Raw genomic sequence first — 19,783 nt, forward strand, 5'->3', positions numbered from 1 at the left:
TATGCCATTGCGCCTCGTTCCAGGCGCGCTGACGCTTGGCACATCCCGAGCTCGCGGTTGACCCGTGGATTGATCTGAGCACGCACCGTCCAGCCTCGCCGCGACCGGCGCGATAGCGTAGAACCTTGTGGCACACGCGCGGAACGAGACGGTGATCGGGCGAGTCCCGAGCGCGCGGATCGTGCCATGAGCAACCTCGGTTTCCGCGCCTACGGCAGGCTTCTCTCCGCACCTTCCCGCACGCTCATGGTGGTCGCGGGTCTGCTCGCACGCACCCCGATCGCCGTGCTCGGCTTCGGCTTCCTCTTCTTCGCGCACGCGAGCACCGGGTCGTACGCACTCGGCGGCCTCACCTCCGGGCTGGCGATCGCATCGATGGGTCTCGTCGGCCCCCTCGCCGGACGCGTCGCCGACCGCCGCGGACAGCGGCAGTTGCTGCTGGCATCCGCGATCACTCATCCGCTCGCCATCGCCGGCGCCGTCGCCTGCGGCTACCTCGGTTCGATGGTGGGTCTGGTGATCATGTCGGTGTTCTGCGGCATCACCGTCGCACCCGTCGGCGCCTTCATGCGTGCCCGCTGGTCCACGATCGTCGAGGACGCGTTCCTGCTCCGTACCGCCTACGCGGTCGAGGCCGTCGCGGACGAGATCGTGTGGGTGTTCGGACCAGCGGTCGCCGCGTTCCTCGCGGCAGGCGTCGCGCCGGCAGGAGGCCTGATCCTCTCCGGCATCATCGGGCCGCTGGGCGCGCTCTTCCTGCGGATGATGCCCGACGCGAAACCCGCGCCCGCGACAGAACACGCCCATCGCCCCGGTCAGCTCCTGAGCTCAGCGCCGTTCGTCATCCTTCTGGTCGCCAGCTTCGCCACGGGCATCGGCTTCGGCATCAACGACCTGTCGATCGTGTCGCTGGCGACCGCGAACGGTGTGCCAGAGCTGGCCGGAACCGTGCTCACCGCCTACTCGATCGGCAGCGCATCCGGCGGGTTCCTCTTCGGTGCGCTGTCCACCAGGCTCGGCTCGCGGCAGATGCTCGTCGGCACAGCACTGGCCCTCTTCGTCACGTGGGCATCGCTGGCGCTCCTCCCCGGTATCTGGTGGTTCTACCCGCTCGGGGTCCTGGCCGGCGCGACGATCGCCCCGTTCTTCATCGCCGTCAACCACATCGCGCACGAGATCGTCTCGCCGGCGATCATCACCGAAGCCTTGGCATGGCTGAACACGCTCGTCGTCTGCGGGATGTCACTGGGCTCGTTCGCGGGCGGCCTCATCAACGACGCTGCGGGGCCGCGCACCGCGTTCGTGGTCGTCGCATGCTCGGCGGCCGTACCGGTCCTGCTGGTGCTGCTGAGCGTGCGCGCCTTCAAGACAGCGGAGCGCCGCCCGGTCGAAGAACCCGAATCACCCGTTCCGTCGGGGGAGTAGCGCAGCGCCGGCAGCCGCGACCGCCGCCAGACCGGCGATGACGGTCGCGACCTCGTGGAGGGCATCCACCGGCCCGCCAGCGGCACTCTGTGTTGCGAAGAATCCGGCGAGGAGTCCGATGCCGAGAGAACCCGCGATCCGCTGAACGACGTTGAAGACGGTGTTGGCGTCGGCCTGCTCCTCCGGTTGCAGGCTGCGGTTCACGACGGTAAGGAGCGGGGTGACGACCAGGCCGATCGCGGCCGAGCGGGCGGCGAGGATGCCCGAGGTGATCCAGAGCGACGTCGTCGCGTCGACCGCGAAGAGACCGAGGCTGGATGCGACGAGCACGGCGAACCCGATGAGCACAGTGGAGCGCACGCCGATCCGCTCTGCCACCTTCTGCCCGAGCACCGTGCCGAGGCCGGTGAGGATGCCCTGCGGCAGCATCGCCAGCCCCGCAACGAATGCCGTGTATCCCTGCACCTGCTGCAGGAAGATCGGCAGCAGGAACAGTACCGACCACGCCGCGACCGAGGCCGCCGCGCAGAGCACGAACGACACCGCGGCACCGCGATCGCGCAACACCCGCAGATCGAGCGCCGGGCGCGGCGACCGCAGGGAACGAAGAACGTAGCCGGCCAGCAGGAGCGTGCCGAGTCCCAAGGGCAGCCAGGAGAGAGACCATCCGTCGCTCGCACCGCGGTCGAGGCCGAACAGCACACCGAAGAGCCCGGCCGCCAAGAGCACCAGCCCGAGCACGTCGAGGGGCGCATCCTTCTTGCGGCGCGGGGCGATGTCGCGAGGAATGGCGCGTACCGCGAATGCGGCGAGGATGCCCACGGGCAGGTTGATGAAGAAGATCGAGCGCCAGCCGAACGCGCCGATGAGCAGTCCTCCGAGGCTCGGGCCGAGTGCGGGCCCGAGGAACAGGACCATCCCGGCCAACGGCGAGATGTTGCGTGACGCGCCCGCCGAGCCCAGGAGCATGCTCATGGCGAGCGGAACGAGAGTCGCACCGGTGAAGCCCTGCAGAATGCGCGCGCCGATGAGCAACTGGATGTCCGGTGCCAGCCCGCACAGCACCGATGCAGCGGTGAAGGCGACGACACCGACGACGTACGTGCGCAGCGTCCCGAAGCGACGCGCGAGGAACGACGTCAGCGCCAGCCCCGTCCCGAGCGCCAGCAGGTAGCCGCTGGTCACCCACTGCACGCTGCCGAGACCCGCGTTCAGGTCCTTCGCGATCGGCGCAATCGCGACGTTCACGATGCTCGAGTCGAGCATCGACAGCAGCGGGCCTGCGAGGAGTCCGTACTGGGCGGCGACTCCGAGCCGGGGAGCGACCCCGGTCGTCATGAGCGACTCACTTCGGCTCGAAGCCGCTTCAGCCAGCGCAGCTCAGACTCGATCTGCTCGCGCAGATGGGCGACGACCGCGGAGCTCCAGAACTCGTCTGAGGTGCGCCCCTCGAGTGCGGCGAGCCGCTCTCGAAGGGCCTCGAGTGCCGCAGAGCGCACGTCGATGATCGCGGCGCGCTCCGCAGCATCCAGAAACGCGAACTGTCCGAGCCGCGTGAGGAACTCCAGATCGTCCCCGGCCTGCGCGGCGGGCAGTTCTGAGAGGAGGTCGTGCAGAAGCTCCCTGCCGACATCGGTCAGGGTGTACACGTGGCGCGGCGGTTTCGACTCGTGCTGCTCGACCGTCACCTCCACGGCGCCGGCTTCGACGAATCGCTTCAGCGCCGGGTAGAGCGAGTTGTTGTTGATGACGATGCCCGTCGTCTCCTCGATCCGCTTCCGCAGCTCGTAGCCGTGCGCGGGACGGCGGGAGAGGTGGCGCAGGATCAGGATCTCGGGATAGGCCATAATAGGTTAAGATAACCTAGTCCGTCATAGACGAGAAGCATCAGCAAGCCCATAGCATGCGCTCGGCTAGGGTCGTACGCATGACTGTCGCCTGGGGTCGCCGCATCGCGGCATCCGTTCTCACCGCCTTCCTCGTCGCACTCCTCGTGCACGTCGGAACGGTGGTGCTGACGAACGAGGCGTACCTCGCGGCTCAGAGTGCGAGCTGGGCGGCCATCGTCTCGATCAGCGGATACTTCACACTCGCGTCGGTCTTCACGTTCGTGCTGCTGGCGGTGGCCGCGATCTTCGATGTCTTCGCCACCTGGTGGGGTGCGCTCATCGCCGGCCTCGTGATCGGAGTCATCTCCACCGCCCTCGACACGATGATCTACCTGGCGGTGAACGCCCAGAAGCCCGACATCTCCGTGCTCTGGAGCGTGACGGGCGAGCGCAACCTGCTCTTCATCGCCCTGGTCACCGCACTGACGCCGACCTTCGGCCGCTGGCTCTACCGCGTGATCGCGCAGTACGACACGGCAACCGTGCGCGGTCGCAGGGTCGCGCTGGTGCGCATCCCCGCCACCAACCTGGCCGAGGGCATCGTCACGAACATCGACCGGGTCGAGGTGGACTCGCCCAAGGCCGACGAGCAGTGGGATGCCTACGTCGCCGCCCTGGCCGAGAACGGCTGGGAGACGGTCGAGGTGGCCTCCGCAGAGGTGCTTCCCGACTCGGTCTTCGTCGAGGACACCGCGGTCATCCTCGGCGACCGCGCCGTCATCGCGCGGTCCGGCGCTGAGCAGCGACGCGGCGAGACCCCGGGAACCGAGGCGGTGCTCACCGACCTCGGCCTGCGGATCGACCGCATCCAGGAGCCGGGAACGCTCGACGGCGGCGACGTGCTGCGAGTGGGAACCACGCTCTACGTGGGCCGCAGCGAGCGCACCAACGGGGAGGGCATCCGTCAACTGCGCGGCATCGCCGCCGAGGAGGGCTACAACGTCGTCGCGGTCCCGGTGAAGGGCGCACTGCACCTGAAGTCCGCCGTGACCGCGCTGCCCGACGGCACCGTGATCGGCAGCACCGAGCACGTCGACCCGACCGTCTTCGACCGCTTCCTCCCGGTGCCTGAGCGCAGCGGTGTCGCGGTGCTGGTACTCGGTCCGGATGCCGTGCTGCTGGCGGCATCGGCCCCGAAGACCGCGGAGCTCCTCACCGACCTCGGTTACCGTGTCGTCACGGTCGACATCTCCGAGTTCGAGAAGCTCGAGGGCTGCGTCACCTGCCTGAGCATCCTGATCGGCTGAGCGGCGCCCTCGGCCAAGGCTGCGCCGTGCTCCGGCGCCCGCGCGAGGTGGCAAGATAGTTGTGCACGTTCCGCCCACAAAGCGGAGCGGATGCCTGTGACACACCACCCCGTTGCCGCGGCCCGCTAAGGAGACACCGATGTCCGCCATGCCCGAACTCACCGAAGCGTTCGGAACCGACCTTCCGCACGAGAAGCTTCTGATCGTGAAGGGGCCGCGGAGCGGACTGACGATCAGCATCGCGGTGCACTCCACCAAGCTGGGCCAGGCTCTCGGCGGCTGCAGGCTGTGGTTGTACGACAACTGGGTCGAGGCGGTGCACGACTCGCTGCGCCTCGCAGAGGGCATGACGTACAAGAACGCCGCGGCCGGCCTCCGTCGCGGCGGCGGCAAGACCGTCATCTACCTCCCGCGCGGCATGCAGCTGGATGCCGAGCGCCGTCGCGCCGTCATGCTCGACCTCGGCGACGCGATCGCGTCCCTCGACGGCGCGTACATGACTGCCGAGGATGTCGGCACCAGCGCAGAAGACATGGCGGTCGTCGCAGAGCGTACGTCCGACGTGTGCGGACTGCCCTCGGACAAGGGTGGTGTCGGCGAGCCGAGCGACGCGACCGCGCAGGGAGTGTATGCGGGCATCCTCGCCACCCTCGAGGCGGTCTTCGGAGACCGCACGGTCGCCGGGCGCCGCTTCACCGTGCTCGGGCTCGGCCATGTCGGTTCGCTGCTGGCCACGCGTCTGGCAGGCGACGGCGGCATCCTCACCGTCACCGACGTGAACCCGGTCAAGCGCGAGCTGGCCGTCCGGCTCGGTGCCCAGTGGACGGAGCCCGACGAGGCGACCCGCGTGCCCGGTGACGTGTTCGTGCCTGCCGGAGTCGGTGGCATCCTCACTCCAGAGGTCGTCGACGCGCTGCAGGTGCGCGCCGTGTGCGGCCCTGCGAACAACCAACTCGCCGAGCGCGGCGTCGTCGACCTGATGCGCGACCGCGGCATCGCCTGGGCACCGGACTTCGTGGTGAACGCCGGCGGCGTCATCTTCCTCGACACCCTGACTCGGCCAGGTGCCTCGGCCGATGCCACCAGGCAGCGGGTCGAGCAGATCGGCGACACGGTCGTGCGGATCTTCGAGGATGCCCGTGACCGTGGCGTCACGACTCTCGCCGCCGCCGAGGCGCTTGCGATGGAGCGGCTGGACGCCGTCCCCGTTCTGGCGTGACCGATACTGTGAGCCTGCTGCGTCCCGCGTAGCATGCTGCTATGCCAGCCAGCGCCGATGGCACAGCACCCGGCGACGGCGCGGGCCACTCGGCGCGAGCCGTTCCGCTGATCGGGCGAGCATCGGAACTCGCTCTTTTTCGCGACGCAGTGGCCGACGTCGCGGGCGGTGCGCCCGTTTTTCTCGAACTCGACGGTGTTCCCGGTGTCGGGACGACGCGGCTGGGTCACGAGGCCATGCGACTTGCCGCACAGTCCGGATTCACCACCATTCTTGCGCGCGCCGGAGCCGGCCCATGGGTCGCGATGCCGGAGCACGAGGCCCCGTTCGCGCCGTTCGTCGAGGCGCTCGGCCCCCTGCTGCGAGGGCCGGGCGCCGAACACATCGCGCAAGGCCTTGACCCGCTGGCTCTGGTCTTCAGCGGCCTCGACGCGTCCGAGCCCGCCCCGCTTGGTGACCCGGGACTGGAACGCATGCGTCTGCTCGACGCGTTCGCTCGTCTGTTCGAGCGTCTCGCGAGACGCCGTCCACTGGCGATCCTGCTCGACGATGCACATCTGGCCGACGAATCCAGTCGTCGTCTGCTCGATTACCTCGCCGCGGCCCTCGCAGACCGCGCTGTGCTCCTGGTCACCACGATGCATCCGGGAAAGAACGACAACGCGTATGCGGCGCTGCGGGCGGCGTACGGGTCGACGTCCTGGCGGGTGCACCGTCACGTGGTGGCGCCGCTACAGCCCGCCGACGCTCGTGATGTGCTCGCCGCCGCCGCGGGAGCAAACATCGACGGTGCCGTTCTCGATCGGGTGGTCCGGCATTGTGCCGGCCGCCCGGCCTTTCTCATCGCCATCGGACGGGAGCTCGAGCGATCCCTCAGCGACGGCGCCTCCCTCCCCGTGCCCGATGACCTCTCTGCGCGGGTCCTCACACGACTGACAGCACTCGACGACGAAGCGAGGGACGTGGTGAACGCGCTCGCTACTGCCGGGGGCCTCGGCATCGAAGTGCTGCGTCCGCTGTGCGATCCTTCCGGGATCGTGCTGGTCGGCACCCTTGACGCCCTCGAGTCCTCCGGGATGGTCGAGTGCGACGCCGGCGGACGGTACACGCTGGGCGACGGAGTACTGCGCGACGTCGTTCTGGGCGATCTGTCTCGCGGCCAGCAGCAGCGACTGCACGCCCGGCTGGCAGACGCCTACCGTGTCCTGGGCCGGGTTGGACTGGAAGCGGCCGAGCTCCTCGCGGCGGGTGGCCTCGTCGACGCCGAGCGTCTGGCATCCACGGTCGTCTCGGCCGCGAACCGCATGCTGCGGCTCGGATCGCCGTCCGATGCCGAGCGACTCCTCGCCGCAGCCGTGGATCGCTGCGATCGGATGCGCGCGGAGACGAGCGCCGAATTACGGCTCGAGTACGGACGACTCCTGCGGCAGCAAGGCCACATCGCCGACGCGCGGCAGCAATGGATGTCCGCCCGACGTGCGTTCGCGGAGGTCGGCGATCCGGTGGGCCGTGCCGTGACCGACCGCGAGTTGGCAGAGGCGGATTGGGCGGACGGCGACCTCGCCGGCGCCCGGTCGCGCCTGAATTCCGCCGTCGATGCGCTCTCCCGGTTGGAGCCGACGGATGCCTATGCCGAGCTCCTGCATGCCCAGGCGGTGAATGCGGTACGGGTGGGCGACGCCGAAGGGCTGCGCGCGGCGTCCGATCGCCTGAAGAAGGTGGCCGAGCGGATGCGCTCGCCGCAGCTGAAGGGCCGCGTCGCCCTGGTGAACGGTGCCGCAGCGCTCATGGACACCGACTTCGTGCGCGCGGAGACCCTGTGCGCAGCCGGTCTCGCCAGTGTGACGGGCAGCGGCGACGTGCTGCTGGAGATGCGAGCACACGACCAGCTCGCGATCGCCGCGGCCGTACAGGGCGACCTGAAAACTCTGCGCCTGCACAGCGCGGCGAGCGAGGAACTGTCGTCGGGCATCCCGCTGCTGGCGGCATGGCCGCGCTCCAGGGTCGCCATCGCCGACCTGGCGGCGGGCGAATGCGACTCCGCTCTGCACACGACGTCGGAGGCCGTGGAGGTCGCAGAGCGAGCGCGGGAGCCGCGCGCCCTTGCGGCGGCGCTTGCCACCCACGCGCTCGTGCTCGAACATCTCGGGCGTACTGCGGCGGCGCGCGCCGCAGTAGACGGAGCGCTCAGGGTTGTGGCAGACGAGCTGGAGTTCGACCGGAACGTGCGGTCCACAGTGGAACTCGCCGACGTGGCCGTCGCGCTGGCCGAGGACCGTGCTGCGGAGGCGCTGTCGCGTGTCAGCGTGCTCGGCGGGCCTTCGGCGGGCTGGCTGCCGCTCATCGGTATCGCGCTTCTGGGTGAGGCCTACGCGCGCGCAGGACGCATGGCGCAGATCGAGGTCCTCTTGCGGCGAATCGAGCAGGTGCGGTCAAGCCGAACGGTGTTGCCCGCCGCCGTGACGACGTGGCTACGGGCTTGGATCAATTCCGTCGCCGCCGACTTCGACGCGGCGGCCGCCGGCTTCGCCGAGCTCGGCTTGACGCGGTTCGCCGCCCGGGCAGGGCTGGAAGCGGCCACATCCTCGGGAGATGATCGCGCGGCGGCCATCTCCCGAGCGCACGACGCCGAGCGCTCCGCTCGCCGCGTCGGCGGGGTCGCGGAGGCGGAGCGCGCCGCGCGACTGCTCGCGAGGCTGGGTGTTCCGTCGGCGCACGCAGAGGCGAGGCGAACGCCGGGTGGCGGCCTCAGCCCGAGAGAGCTCGATGTTGCGCGGCTCGTGGCTGCAGGTCTGAGCAACGCCGAGATCGCGAACCGCCTCTACATCAGTCCGCGCACGGTCACCACGCATCTGCAGCACGTCTATGCACGTCTGGGGTTCGGCTCCCGGGTCGGGCTCACCCGGTTCGTGCTGGATTCCGGGTTGGCCGAGCCGCCGGAGCGAGCGAGCGGCCGGGAGGCGTAAGCACGCCGAATACGTAAACGTACGGATGTGTGCCGCCTTGCGCCGCGACGAGAATGCCGATGAAGGGCGGGAGCCCACGAGAAGAGGCGGACGATGACCGACACGGTCTCCGTGGAGACGACGCAGGCAGAGCCGCTGATCGTCGCGCTCGCCTCGGCGTCACATTGTGACGCCTCGCTCGTCGGTTCCAAGGCCGCCGTCCTGAGTCGGCTGGTGCACGACGGATTCGCCGTGCCCGAGGGGATCGTGCTCACCACCGCGGCGTTCCGGAGCGCTGCATCCGCACTCTCGGACGGCCGGCTTCCTCTCGAGGTCGAGCACGCACTCGAGGAGATCGTCGCCGAGCTGCCCGATGCGACGCTGGCTGTGCGGTCATCGTCGGTCGCCGAGGATCGCGCGGACGCCTCGTTCGCGGGTCAGTACGAAAGCGTGCTCGGTGTACGAGGCCTGCCTTCGCTCAGGCAAGCCGTGCTGAGATGCTGGGCCGGGGCGTTCGACGCGAGGATCGGTGCCTACGGCGGCCAGGCATCCGCTCCGCTCGCCGTGCTGGTGCAACGGCAGGTGAACGCGGACGCCGCAGGTGTCGCTTTCACCGCCGACCCCGTCACGGGTGCGCGTGATGTTGTTCTCGTCTCGGCGGTTCCCGGCCTCGGTGACCAGGTGGCACAGGGCGCGGTTCAGCCCGACGAGTGGCTGATCGGAGAGCAGGGCGCAAGAGCTGAGAGCGCCGAGCTCGGCGCTCTCACGGCCCAGCAAGCGGCCGGGGTCGCGGCGCTGGCCCGGCGTATCGAGGAGCGGTGCGGCGCACCGCAGGACGTCGAGTGGGCTTCGGTCGACGGAACGCTGTTCGTGCTCCAGGCCCGTCCGATCACCGCATTGCCGGTCGCGCCGGCCGAGTCGCTACCGGCCGGGATCGCGTGGACCAAGGAGCGCGAACGGTACGCCGAGCCCTTCTCAGCCCTCGGGGCGTCGTTCGCGAGCGAGGTGGTGGCTCGCGGTCTGACGGAGGCGTTCACAACCTACGGCGCGCTGATCGACCGCGCAGAAGCTCGCGTGATCGGCGGCGAGCTCTACCTGTCGATGCATACGCCGGGCAGGCCCGGGGCGGCGCCACCGCCATGGTGGGTGTTCGGGCTCCTGGCCAGGACGCAGCCGGTCCTGCGAAGCCGCGCACGAAGGGCACGGCGGATGCTTTCCGACGGCGCCCTCGACGCGGCCCTGCGGAGGTGGCGCGAGGAGACCGGCCCCGAATGCGACCGGCGTGCCGCCGAATTGCGTCGTGTGGCGCTCGGCGGGCTCACCGAAACGGAACTCGCTCGCCATATTCAAGCGGTGGCCGATGCGGCTCGGATGGCCATGGCTCATCACTTCGAGCTCACCGTGCCGATCACTGTGCTCGTATACCGGCTCGTTTCGTTCTGCGAGAGCGAGCTGGGCTGGTCGACGGCGCGTTCGCTTCAGCTGCTGGCCGGTTCATCACCTGCCAGTGCTGAGCCGTCGAGAGCGCTGCGACGGCTCGCCGCGAACGCGAACGCCGTCGAGCGCCGTGCCGTTCTCGCCCTGCCGCGAGGGCGCGTGCTCGAGGGATTCGCGGATGCCGCTCCGCGTCTGGCTCCGCAGTTCGAAGCCTGGTGCGAACGGTATGCGTTTCTGGGCATGAGCGACGATCCGGGTGCCCCCGTGTTCTGGGAGCGTCCGGCGCTGCTGGAGCGACTGATCGCGGACGCATTCGCCGGAGAGCGAGTGATGCCGGATCCCGCCGTCAGCGCCGAGGCCACTGGGTCATCCATGGAGGAGGCGGCTCTGCGGGCGCTGAAGCCCGCGGATCGAGAACGGTTCCTGGCGGTGCTGCGCGGCGCGAGATCCGCGCACGGCGTTCGTGACGACGTCGCCCAGCGCACAGGCGCCGTGTTCGGTGGCCTGCTGCGGCTGGCCGCGCTCGAGGCAGGACGACGCCTGGTGGCTCGCGGCGCGCTTGGCCGCCGTGAAGATGCCGTGCAACTCGACCTCGACACGCTCTGCCGTGCGCTGATCGGCGGCGTGAGCGCGGCCGCGGACGCCACCGGTGAGGGGGCAATTGCGCGCACGGGTCGCCAGGGCGGCCGGGGAGCGCGCGTGGACGCGCGCCCATCCGGGACCCGATGCCGTTGGTCCGGTCGTCCGCATGCCCGACCTGCGCGGTCTGCCGGCCGCAGCGAGGGAACTGAATCGTGCCCTCCTCTGGGCGCGCGGCGGCGCGGCCGACTCGGAGGTCGGAACCATCGGGGCCGACGACAGGAACCTGGTTTTGACGGGTGTTCCGGCATCGCCTGGCAGATATTCGGGCCCGGTCCGCGTTCTGACCGATGGCGCATCGGCCGGAGATCTTCGAGCGGGCGAGGTACTGGTCTGCGCGACCGCCGATCCGGCGCTGAGCGTGGTGTTCGGAATCGCGGGTGCGCTCGTGACCGACCGGGGCGGTGCGCTGTCGCACGCGGCGATCGTCGCGAGGGAGAACGCCATCCCGGCTGTACTCGGCACCGGGAGCGCGACGACGGTGCTTCGCACGGGCATGAACGTGGTAGTGGACGGTTCGACGGGGCGCATCGAGGTGTGCGACCCGGTGTGGAAAGGGTGAGGACATCATGAGTACGACCATGAAGCAGCAGCGGAGGCAAGCGGAAAGGGGCACGTCGGGCGTACGCAGATACCGGGTGGTCTTCGACCGCGTGCAGTTCGTCGGTGCCATCGCAGGCATGGTGATCTGCGCGCTGCAGGTGGCGTTCGCCGCCTTCGGGTTCTGGCAGGGCACGCGGCACCCGGGCGACGAAGCCGCCGACCGCGCAGCCTTCCTCCCGCACGCCGCCACCGGTCAGGTGCTGCAGTACCTCGCCGTCGTTCTTCTGATCTGCGGACTGATCGCCTGGGCGGGCTGGAAGTCGTGGGTCATACCACTCGTGCTGGCCGTGCTCCTCTTCGTGGTTCAGGGCTTGCTGGTGGGTCTGGGGTTCGATGTGAACCCGTGGTTCGGCGCGCTGCACGCCTTCGACGGCATGGTGATCACCGCAGGGTTCGTCTGGCTGACTGTCGACCGCGCGCGGCATCCTCTTCTGCAGCGCTGACCGGCAGCCCTGTCGTAGGCGAAGCAGCAGTCTCCGCGCTCGTGTCGCGAAGACTGCTGCTTCGCTGTGTTCGCAATCTTCTCCCTCCGCCACTTGAACCCTCACGCTGTGTCGGTATAGCCTGATCTGCTGTCGCTCTTCGCGCCTTTGGGTTTACCGAGAGCGGCATCCGGATGACTGGTCGAGACCCGGGTCGCTCCACGTGCGAGCCTCCCGGCACCGCAAGGAGGACGCCATGATGACGAAGACCGAGATCACGCCGCGGCTGCGCGCGGGCGTCGCGGTCCTCCTCGTGCCGACCGCCTTCAGCGGTCCGGCTGGGTATAGGTATGCAGCGTCTCCCGCCGGTCATCGCGCCGGAAGTCCCGTTGCGATCGGTTAGCTGACAAGGCACCACACCAGCTCACCCTTCAGCCCTTCCGGCCAAGCGCGCGGAGTACTCCGCCGCCCAAGCGAACGTCCGACCCGCTCGGGGCATCCGACGACTGTCGGCTCTTGCGACCCCCGCCCACCGCTCGGACCACTTCGCTCGCGACCGATCTCGTGCCCGCCACGGATCGAGTGTCGCTCCCCAGCGGCAGAATCGATTCGACTCGCGATTCCCGCCTCGCGGATGCCTCACCAGGCATCCGCGAAACACCACACCACACACCTTCCACACGAAACGGTGAACCATGTCTGCCTCTGAGGCACAGAACCAGACACCCCTTCTCCACCCTCCGGAACCAGAGCCGGCGCGCGAGCATGAGCGCGAGACGCGCGCTGCGGAGCACGAGGCGACGGGCGGCAAGCGGCTGAGCACCTTCCAGTCGCTCGCGCGCATCTACCCGTTCGCGAAGCCGGCCATGTCGCGCATCTACCTGGGCATGGTGGCGGCGATCGGAGCATCCATCGTCGCGCTGCTGATCCCCATCGTGCTGCAGGCGCTCGTCGACGGTCCGATGAAAGACGGCGACCCGTCCGAAGTCATACCGTCCGCGCTGCTCGTGCTGGTGCTGGGCGCCGCGGAGGCGGTGCTCATCTCGCTGCGCCGCTGGTTCGTGCTCACGCCGGGCACCAAGGTGGAGGCCGACCTGCGCAACGCGTTTTACGCCAAGCTGCAGGACCTGCCGGTGAGCTTCCACGACGGCTGGCCATCTGGCCAGTTGCTCAGCCGCGCCGTCAGCGACCTCAACCTGATCCGCCGCTGGCTGAGCTTCGGCTTCGTGCTGCTGTTCGTGAACATCCTCACCATCGTGATCGGCTTCGTCGTGCTGCTCACGTGGAACTGGCTGCTCGCGGTCATCTTCATGGTCTGCTCGATTCCGCTGTGGATCTACGGCTACGTGTTCGAGAGCCGGTACTCGGTCATCGCCCGACGCAGCCAGGACCAGGCGGGCGACCTGGCGACGGCCGTCGAGGAGTCGGTGCACGGCATCCGCGTGCTCAAGGCGTTCGGCCGTGGGCGCCACGCGCTGCGCAACTTCGAGAAGCAGGCGGAAGACCTGCGCGGCACCGAGATCGCGAAGGCGAAGGCCATCGCGGGCATCTGGCTGTGGCTGCTGCTGGTTCCGGATGTCGCGTTCGCGGTATGCCTCGTCGTCGGCGTCTGGCTGGTGTCGGCGAACTCGCTCACCGCCGGTCAGCTGCTCGCGTTCTTCGCCACGGCGACCGTGCTGCGGTTTCCGATCGAGTCGATCGGGTTCCTGCTGTCGATGACGTTCGACACCCGAACGGCAGCCGACCGGTTCTTCGACGTGATGAACACGCCGAACGCGATCGATGACCCGGAGCATCCGCAGGTCGTGACGAACCCGCAGGGCCGCCTCGCGTTCCGCGGAGCGCACTTCCGGTACCCCGACACACCGGCGGGCTACCCCGATCTGCTCGACGGCATCGACCTCGAGCTGGAGCCGGGGGAGACCATGGCGCTCGTCGGCCTGACCGGCTGCGGCAAGTCGACCCTCACGGCGCTCACCACCCGTCTGTACGACGTGACGGGCGGATCGATCACGCTCGACGGCGTCGACATCCGGGCCCTGAGCAGGAACGAGCTGCGCACCCACATCGCCATGGCGTTCGAAGATGCCACGCTGTTCTCCGCCTCCGTGCGCGACAACGTGCTGCTCGGCCGCGCCGATCTGGCGGGCGACGATCCCGAGACGCAGAAGCGAGCGGATGGCGTGCTCACCGAAGCGCTCGAGGTCGCCCAGGCGGGCTTCGCATACGACCTTCCCGACGGCGTCGACACGAAGGTCGGGGAGGAGGGGCTGAGCCTCTCCGGTGGCCAGCGGCAGCGCCTGGCGCTTGCCCGCGCGGTCGCCGCGAACCCGGAGGTGCTCGTGCTCGACGATCCGCTGTCGGCTCTGGATGTCGACACCGAGGCGCTCGTGGAGGCGGCGCTGAGGCGAGTGCTCGCGTCCACAACGGCGCTCATCGTTGCGCACCGGCCGTCCACCGTCATGCTGGCCGACCGCGTCGCACTGCTCGAAGACGGACGCATCACGGCCGTGGGCACGCACCACGATCTGCTGGCGACCAACGAGCACTACCGATTCGTCATCTCGAGTCTCGAAGACGACGAAGAGCAAGAAGCACTGGAGGAGGTGAGCCTGTGAGCACCGCAACTGTTCTCGGAGTCGAGGGCGAGGAGCGCAACGACTTCTCCAAGGAGGAGTCGCGGCAGATCCGTCGCAGGTCGCTACGGCTGCTCGGGTCGCTGCTGCGGCCGTTGCGCGGACGAGTGGCGTTCGCCTTCGTCGTGATCGTGGTCTCCACGCTGGCGCAGGTGATCGGACCGACACTGATCGGCATCGGCGTCGACCAGGGCATCTCGGCCCTGAAATCGCAGGACTGGTGGCCCATCGCGCTCACCGGCGCTGCGTACCTGATCACCGGTGTGATCGGCGCGGCGACGGTGTCCTGGTACACCGTCATGTCGGCGCGCATCAGCCAGGCGATCCTGCTCGATCTGCGCAAGCGGGTGTTCCTGCACACGCAGCGGCTGAGCCTGGAATTCCACGAGTCGTACACGTCGGGCCGCATCATCTCGCGGCAGACCAGCGACCTGGACTCCATCCGGGAACTGCTGGACTCTGGCATCAACCAGCTGGTGCAGGGCGTGCTGTACTCGGGCTTCATCGCGGTCTTCATGTTCGTGAACGATTGGGTGTCTGGCGTCATCCTGTTCTGCGCGCTGGTTCCGCTGTATTTCCTGACGCGGTGGTTCCAGAAGCGGTCGCAGGTGCTGTTCCGGCGTTCGCGCGTGGCATCCGCGAAGCTCATCGTGCACTTCGTGGAGACCATGACGGGCATCCGTGCCGTCAAGGCTTTCCGCAAGGAGAAGCGCAACGAGAAGGAGTTCGGCGACCTCGTCGAGGACTACCGCGACGTCAACGCCAAGACGATCCAGCTGTTCGGAATCTTCGACCCGGGGCTCGTGATGATCGGCAACATCACCGTCGCGGTGGTGCTGCTGGTCGGCGGATTCCGCGTGGCGATGGGGGCCCTCCCCATCGGCATCCTGCTGGCCGTGCTGCTCTACACCCGTCGGTTCTTCGACCCGATGGAGGAGATGGCGATGTTCTACAACTCCTACCAGTCGGCCGCGGCAGCGCTTGAGAAGATCTCAGGTGTGCTGGAGGAGGAGCCGAGCGTGCCCGACCCGGTGCATCCGGTCGACCTCTGGGAGGCCAAGGGGAACGTCAAGTTCGACGACGTGACGTTCGCCTACAAGAAGGATCGCGTCATCCTGCCGGAGTTCACGCTCGACGTTCCCGCCGGTCAGACGATCGCGCTCGTGGGATCAACGGGAGCGGGCAAGTCGACGCTGGCGAAGCTGATCGCGCGGTTCTACGACCCCACCGAGGGGTCGGTCACGCTCGACGGTGTCGATCTACGCGATCTGCACCCGAAAGATCTGCGCCGCGCGATCGTCATGGTCACCCAGGAGGCGTACCTGTTCTCCGGAACAGTCGCCGACAACATCGCCCTGGGCAAGCCGGATGCCACGCCCGACGAGATCCGCGCTGCGGCCGAAGCCGTGGGCGCGGCGGAGTTCATCCAGGGTCTGCCCGACGGGTACGACACCGATGTGAACAAGCGCGGCGGGCGGGTCTCGGCGGGCCAGCGGCAGCTGATCTCGTTCGCGCGGGCGTTCCTCGCGAACCCGGCGGTGCTCATCCTTGACGAGGCGACGAGCTCGCTCGACATCCCGAGCGAGCGTCTGGTTCAGGATGCCCTGCAGACCCTGCTGAAGGACCGCACGGCTCTGATCATCGCGCACCGGCTCTCCACGGTCGCGATCGCCGACCGCGTGCTCGTGATGGAGCACGGCCGTGTCGTCGAGGACGGCTCACCGGCCGACCTCATCGCCGGCACCGGGCGCTTCGCGCAGCTGCACGCAGCCTGGCGCGACTCACTGGTCTAGCCGGTTGTCTGCTTCCGTTACGGTCCACCCGCAGTAGCACGAGAACAGGCGGGAAAGCGCCTACCCCGTGGGAACAGGCAGGAGTTGCCTGTTCCCACGGGATTTGCCTGTTTTCGGCGGGAGCGCGAGAGATCGAAGGCGCAGCGGATGCCGGCAGCCACAGCGGGCGTGCCGGTGACGGTCTGCATCGGGAGAAGGCCACAGGGGGTCATCCGGCGGCGCGGCCCCATCGGGAACGGCTGGCGGCGCCCGGCGGCATACGCTGAGAAGGTGCTGGAGGCACAGCGTCGAGGGTTGAGCGAAGCGGTACGCACGCTGTCGCCGACGTACTTCGCCGTGGTGATGGCGACCGGCACGGTGTCTGTCGGCGTGGCCCAGGTCGGGTTCTCCGGGCTCTCGTGGGTCCTCTTGTGGCTCGCGGTCGTCGCCTACGTCGTTCTTGTGGTGCTCACCGGGTGGCGGCTGGTCGCCTACCGTCATGAGATCGTCGCGGACTTCACGAGGGTCCGAACGGGGTTTGCATTCTTCACGTTCGTGGCCGCGACCGATGTGATCGCGGCCAGGCTCATCCCTGCGATCGGCTTCGCTCTGCCGTGCGTGCTGCTGATCGTCGCGTTCGCGACCTGGCTCGTGCTCGAGTACGCCATTCCGGGCGGGGTGGTGCTGGCGCATCCCTGGCACATCGATGCGCTGCGAGACGTCAACGGAACCTGGTTCATCTGGCCGGTCGCGAGCCAATCGGTCGCACTCGTGGCCGCCTCGCTCGAGCCGCTGGCGAGGGCATCGGCCGAACTGCTCGCGATCGTGGCGGTGCTGTCGTGGTCCGTCGGCCTCGTGCTCTATGCCGTGATCGGCGTGGTCATCGTCGTGCGCATGCTGACTCAAGGCATCTCGGCAGCCGAACTGGGACCGGACTATTGGGTGGCGATGGGCGCCGCCGCCATCACCGTTCTCGCCGCGTCGAAGCTCGTCGAGATGTCCGACATGCCGATGATCGACGCCTCGCGCGGCCTCATAGCCGGCGCGGGCGTCGTGCTGTGGTCGTTCGCCACCTGGCTCGTTCCCGCGCTGGTGAGCATCGGATGGTGGCGGCACGTGGTGCATCGGGTTCCGTTGCGATACGACGTCGCGCTGTGGGGCATGGTCTTCCCGATGAGCATGTATGCCGTGGCAAGCATGTATCTGGGCAAAGCTGACCGGCTGCCCACGCTCGGAGGCATCGGGGCGGTGAGCATCTGGGTCGCGTTCGTGGTCTGGGCCATCGTCGCCGTGTCGATGGTCGTGCATGTCGCAGGGCGCCTATGGCGCTTGCGCTGAAGACGGCGATCGCTGAGATGCCGATTCGACCGAAGGACTTGCTCTCTGCAATACTTGCTTAGTGCAAACGAATGTCCCTCCCTCCGACGAGGAGGTCACCGCGTTCCAGGTCGCGACCAGAGACCTCATCGACGTGGCCGTGCGCAGCGTCGAGGTCGTGGCTCCCGGCGTCTCCCTGCCGCAGTTCCGGCTGATGCTCGTGCTCGACGACCTTGGGGTGACGCCCTCCACCAAGCTGGCCCGCGAGCTGGCCGTCTCGCCCTCGTCCGTGACGCGCATGGCCGACCGCCTCGTGGCATCCGGTCATGTGACGAGGGATCGCGACGGTGAGAAGCGCTCGATCGTCGCACTCGCCCTCAGCCCGCTCGGTGTCAAGACCGTGCACGAGGTCTTGTCATGGCGTCACGTCGAACTGGCCCGCATCCTGCACTCCGTGGATGCGGCCGATCGGGCCGCAGCCGTTCGCGCCCTGACGACGTTCCACAGTGCGGCCGCCAGCCGGCCGGAGCACTCCCACCTCGGGTGGTTGCCGCTGTGAGGAACACGAATCCGAGGCGCGCAACCGGCGGCGCCTCGAGGACCGGTCATGCCCGCCTTGTGCTGGGCGACTTCGCGGTCGACCGCCGCATGCTCGTCATCACCGCACTCGCCCTGCCCGTCGGCGCGTTGGCCGGCGTGGCCGCTTTCGTTCTGCTCAGGCTGATCGGCCTGGTCACCAACCTCGTGTTCTTCGGTCGCGTCGACACCGCGCTGGTCGCCCCGAGCGCCGCGCACGCACCGTGGTGGATCATCCTGTTCGCCCCGGTCCTCGGCGGTCTCATCGTCGGTGTGATGGCACGGTTCGGCTCGGAGAAGATCCGCGGCCACGGCATGCCGGAGGCGATCGAGGCGATCCTCACCGGCGGAAGCCGGGTCTCGCCCAAGGTGACCGTGCTGAAGCCGATCTCCGCAGCAGTCAGCATCGGCACGGGTGGTCCGTTCGGCGCGGAGGGCCCGATCATCATGACCGGGGGCGCCCTCGGGTCGTTGCTCGCCCAACTGCTGAAGCTGACAGCGGATGAGCGCAAGACGCTGCTCGTCGCGGGCGCCGCGGCAGGTATGGCCGCCACGTTCAACTCGCCGCTGGCGTCGGTGCTCCTGGCCGTCGAGCTGCTGCTGTTCGAATGGCGGCCGCGCAGCTTCGTGCCGGTGGTCGCCGCCGTCTCGGTCGCCACGATGGTGCGCGGGGTCCTGCTCGGCACCGGCCCGGTCTTTCCGGTCGACGCATCGCACCTGCACCTGTCGCCCCTCGTGTGCGGCATCGCCGCGGCGGTGGGACTGACCGGCGGCCTCCTCGCTGTCGGTGCGACCTGGCTGGTCTACAAGGCGGAGGACGGGTTCACGAAACTCCCGATCCATTGGATGTGGTGGCCGGCGATCGGCGGCCTCATCATCGGCGCGGGTGGCCTCATCGAGCCGCAGGCGCTGGGTGTCGGCTATGACGTCATCGATCAGTTGCTGACCGGCAGGGCGACGATGTCGCTGATTCTGGGCATCCTTGTGGTCAAGACGCTGATCTGGTCGCTGTCGCTCGGCTCGGGCACGTCCGGCGGCGTGCTGGCGCCGATGTTCATGGTGGGCGGCGCGCTGGGCGCTCTCGAGGGCACCGTTCTTCCCGACGTCATGCCGGGGTTCTGGGCCATGTGCGGGCTCGCCGCGGTGCTCGGCGGGGTGATGCGCTCGCCCCTCACCGGCACCGTGTTCACACTCGAGCTGACACACGCGTGGAACGCCCTGCCGGCGCTCCTCCTGTCGGCCACCGCGGCGTACGCGCTGTCGGTGCTGGTGCTGAAGCGGTCTGTCCTGACGGAGAAAATCGCGCGCCGCGGTCTTCATCTCACCCGGGAGTACTCCACCGATCCGCTGGAGACGTTCTTCGTTCGCGATGTCATGCATCCGATCCCCGATGACGACGTGCCCGTGGGTGATCGTTTCGCGGTGCGCGGACAGCTGACGGTGCGCGCCCTTGCCTATCTCTTCGCAGAGAACGGATGCACCGAGGCCGACGTTCTGGATGCCGACGGCACCGTGATCGGTCGGGTCGGCATTGCGGACCTGCTCCAGCCTCGACTCCACGACCTCACGGAGGAGCACCACCGATCCCGCACGCTCGGCTTCCGCACCGCATCGACGGAAGGCGACCCGGCGCCGATCTAGATTCGGTCTCTCACA

General features: G+C 68.7%; 14 protein-coding genes and 1 pseudogene. 13 read left to right on the forward strand and 2 right to left on the reverse strand.

The window, feature by feature from the left end:
* Positions 1-186 precede the first annotated feature (186 nt).
* Complete coding sequence (locus ACYVI5_RS01615) at positions 187-1,425, forward strand: MFS transporter (RefSeq protein ID WP_460578708.1); 1,239 nt, start codon at positions 187-189, stop codon at positions 1,423-1,425.
* On the opposite strand, the gene ACYVI5_RS01620 is transcribed toward ACYVI5_RS01615, so the two are convergent.
* Both ACYVI5_RS01620 and ACYVI5_RS01625 read right to left on the reverse strand, forming a co-directional pair.
* Positions 1,402-2,763: an MFS transporter gene (locus tag ACYVI5_RS01620; protein ID WP_460578709.1), complete on the reverse strand. Its 1,362-nt coding sequence runs from the start codon at positions 2,761-2,763 to the stop codon at positions 1,402-1,404. The genes ACYVI5_RS01615 and ACYVI5_RS01620 overlap by 24 nt on opposite strands.
* Positions 2,760-3,272 (reverse strand): PadR family transcriptional regulator, encoded by a 513-nt coding sequence (locus ACYVI5_RS01625; RefSeq protein WP_460578710.1) that lies wholly within the window; start codon positions 3,270-3,272, stop codon positions 2,760-2,762. The genes ACYVI5_RS01620 and ACYVI5_RS01625 overlap by 4 nt, the downstream gene beginning before the upstream one ends.
* Before the next feature lie 80 nt (positions 3,273-3,352).
* Here ACYVI5_RS01625 and ddaH point away from each other — a divergent pair, with 80 nt between their 5' ends.
* The 12 genes and pseudogenes from ddaH (at position 3,353) to ACYVI5_RS01685 (ending at position 19,768) form a co-directional block, all read left to right on the forward strand.
* Entirely contained in the window at positions 3,353-4,561 is a 1,209-nt protein-coding gene (ddaH, locus tag ACYVI5_RS01630) for a dimethylarginine dimethylaminohydrolase family protein (protein ID WP_460578711.1), read from the forward strand.
* 139 nt (positions 4,562-4,700) lie between these two features.
* On the forward strand, positions 4,701-5,780 hold the full coding sequence (locus tag ACYVI5_RS01635; protein WP_460578712.1) for a Glu/Leu/Phe/Val dehydrogenase family protein: 1,080 nt from the start codon (positions 4,701-4,703) through the stop codon (positions 5,778-5,780).
* Between the two features lie 41 nt (positions 5,781-5,821).
* Positions 5,822-8,746, forward strand: coding sequence for an ATP-binding protein (locus ACYVI5_RS01640; protein ID WP_460578713.1), 2,925 nt, complete (start codon positions 5,822-5,824; stop codon positions 8,744-8,746).
* Between the two features lie 93 nt (positions 8,747-8,839).
* Positions 8,840-9,619, forward strand: a pseudogene (locus ACYVI5_RS01645) (PEP/pyruvate-binding domain-containing protein); the annotation flags it as partial.
* 1,291 nt (positions 9,620-10,910) lie between these two features.
* Complete coding sequence (locus ACYVI5_RS01650) at positions 10,911-11,363, forward strand: PEP-utilizing enzyme (RefSeq protein ID WP_460578827.1); 453 nt, start codon at positions 10,911-10,913, stop codon at positions 11,361-11,363.
* Positions 11,364-11,370: 7 nt separating this feature from the next.
* The gene (locus ACYVI5_RS01655) at positions 11,371-11,847 is read left to right on the forward strand and encodes a hypothetical protein (RefSeq protein WP_460578714.1); all 477 of its coding nucleotides are present in this window, start codon (positions 11,371-11,373) and stop codon (positions 11,845-11,847) included.
* Positions 11,848-12,082: 235 nt separating this feature from the next.
* Entirely contained in the window at positions 12,083-12,229 is a 147-nt protein-coding gene (locus ACYVI5_RS01660; RefSeq protein WP_460578715.1) for a hypothetical protein, read from the forward strand.
* 463 nt (positions 12,230-12,692) lie between these two features.
* Positions 12,693-14,444, forward strand: a complete 1,752-nt coding sequence (locus ACYVI5_RS01665; protein WP_460578828.1) for an ABC transporter ATP-binding protein — start codon at positions 12,693-12,695, stop codon at positions 14,442-14,444.
* Positions 14,441-16,255, forward strand: a complete 1,815-nt coding sequence (locus tag ACYVI5_RS01670; protein WP_460578716.1) for an ABC transporter ATP-binding protein — start codon at positions 14,441-14,443, stop codon at positions 16,253-16,255. Before ACYVI5_RS01665 ends, ACYVI5_RS01670 begins: the two co-directional genes overlap by 4 nt.
* A 294-nt stretch (positions 16,256-16,549) precedes the next feature.
* Positions 16,550-17,572, forward strand: a complete 1,023-nt coding sequence (locus ACYVI5_RS01675; RefSeq protein WP_460578717.1) for a tellurite resistance/C4-dicarboxylate transporter family protein — start codon at positions 16,550-16,552, stop codon at positions 17,570-17,572.
* 61 nt (positions 17,573-17,633) lie between these two features.
* Positions 17,634-18,110: a MarR family transcriptional regulator gene (locus ACYVI5_RS01680; protein WP_460578718.1), complete on the forward strand. Its 477-nt coding sequence runs from the start codon at positions 17,634-17,636 to the stop codon at positions 18,108-18,110.
* Positions 18,107-19,768, forward strand: coding sequence for a chloride channel protein (locus tag ACYVI5_RS01685; protein WP_460578719.1), 1,662 nt, complete (start codon positions 18,107-18,109; stop codon positions 19,766-19,768). The genes ACYVI5_RS01680 and ACYVI5_RS01685 overlap by 4 nt, the downstream gene beginning before the upstream one ends.
* Positions 19,769-19,783 lie beyond the last annotated feature (15 nt).

This window comes from Humibacter ginsengisoli (assembly GCF_054780095.1).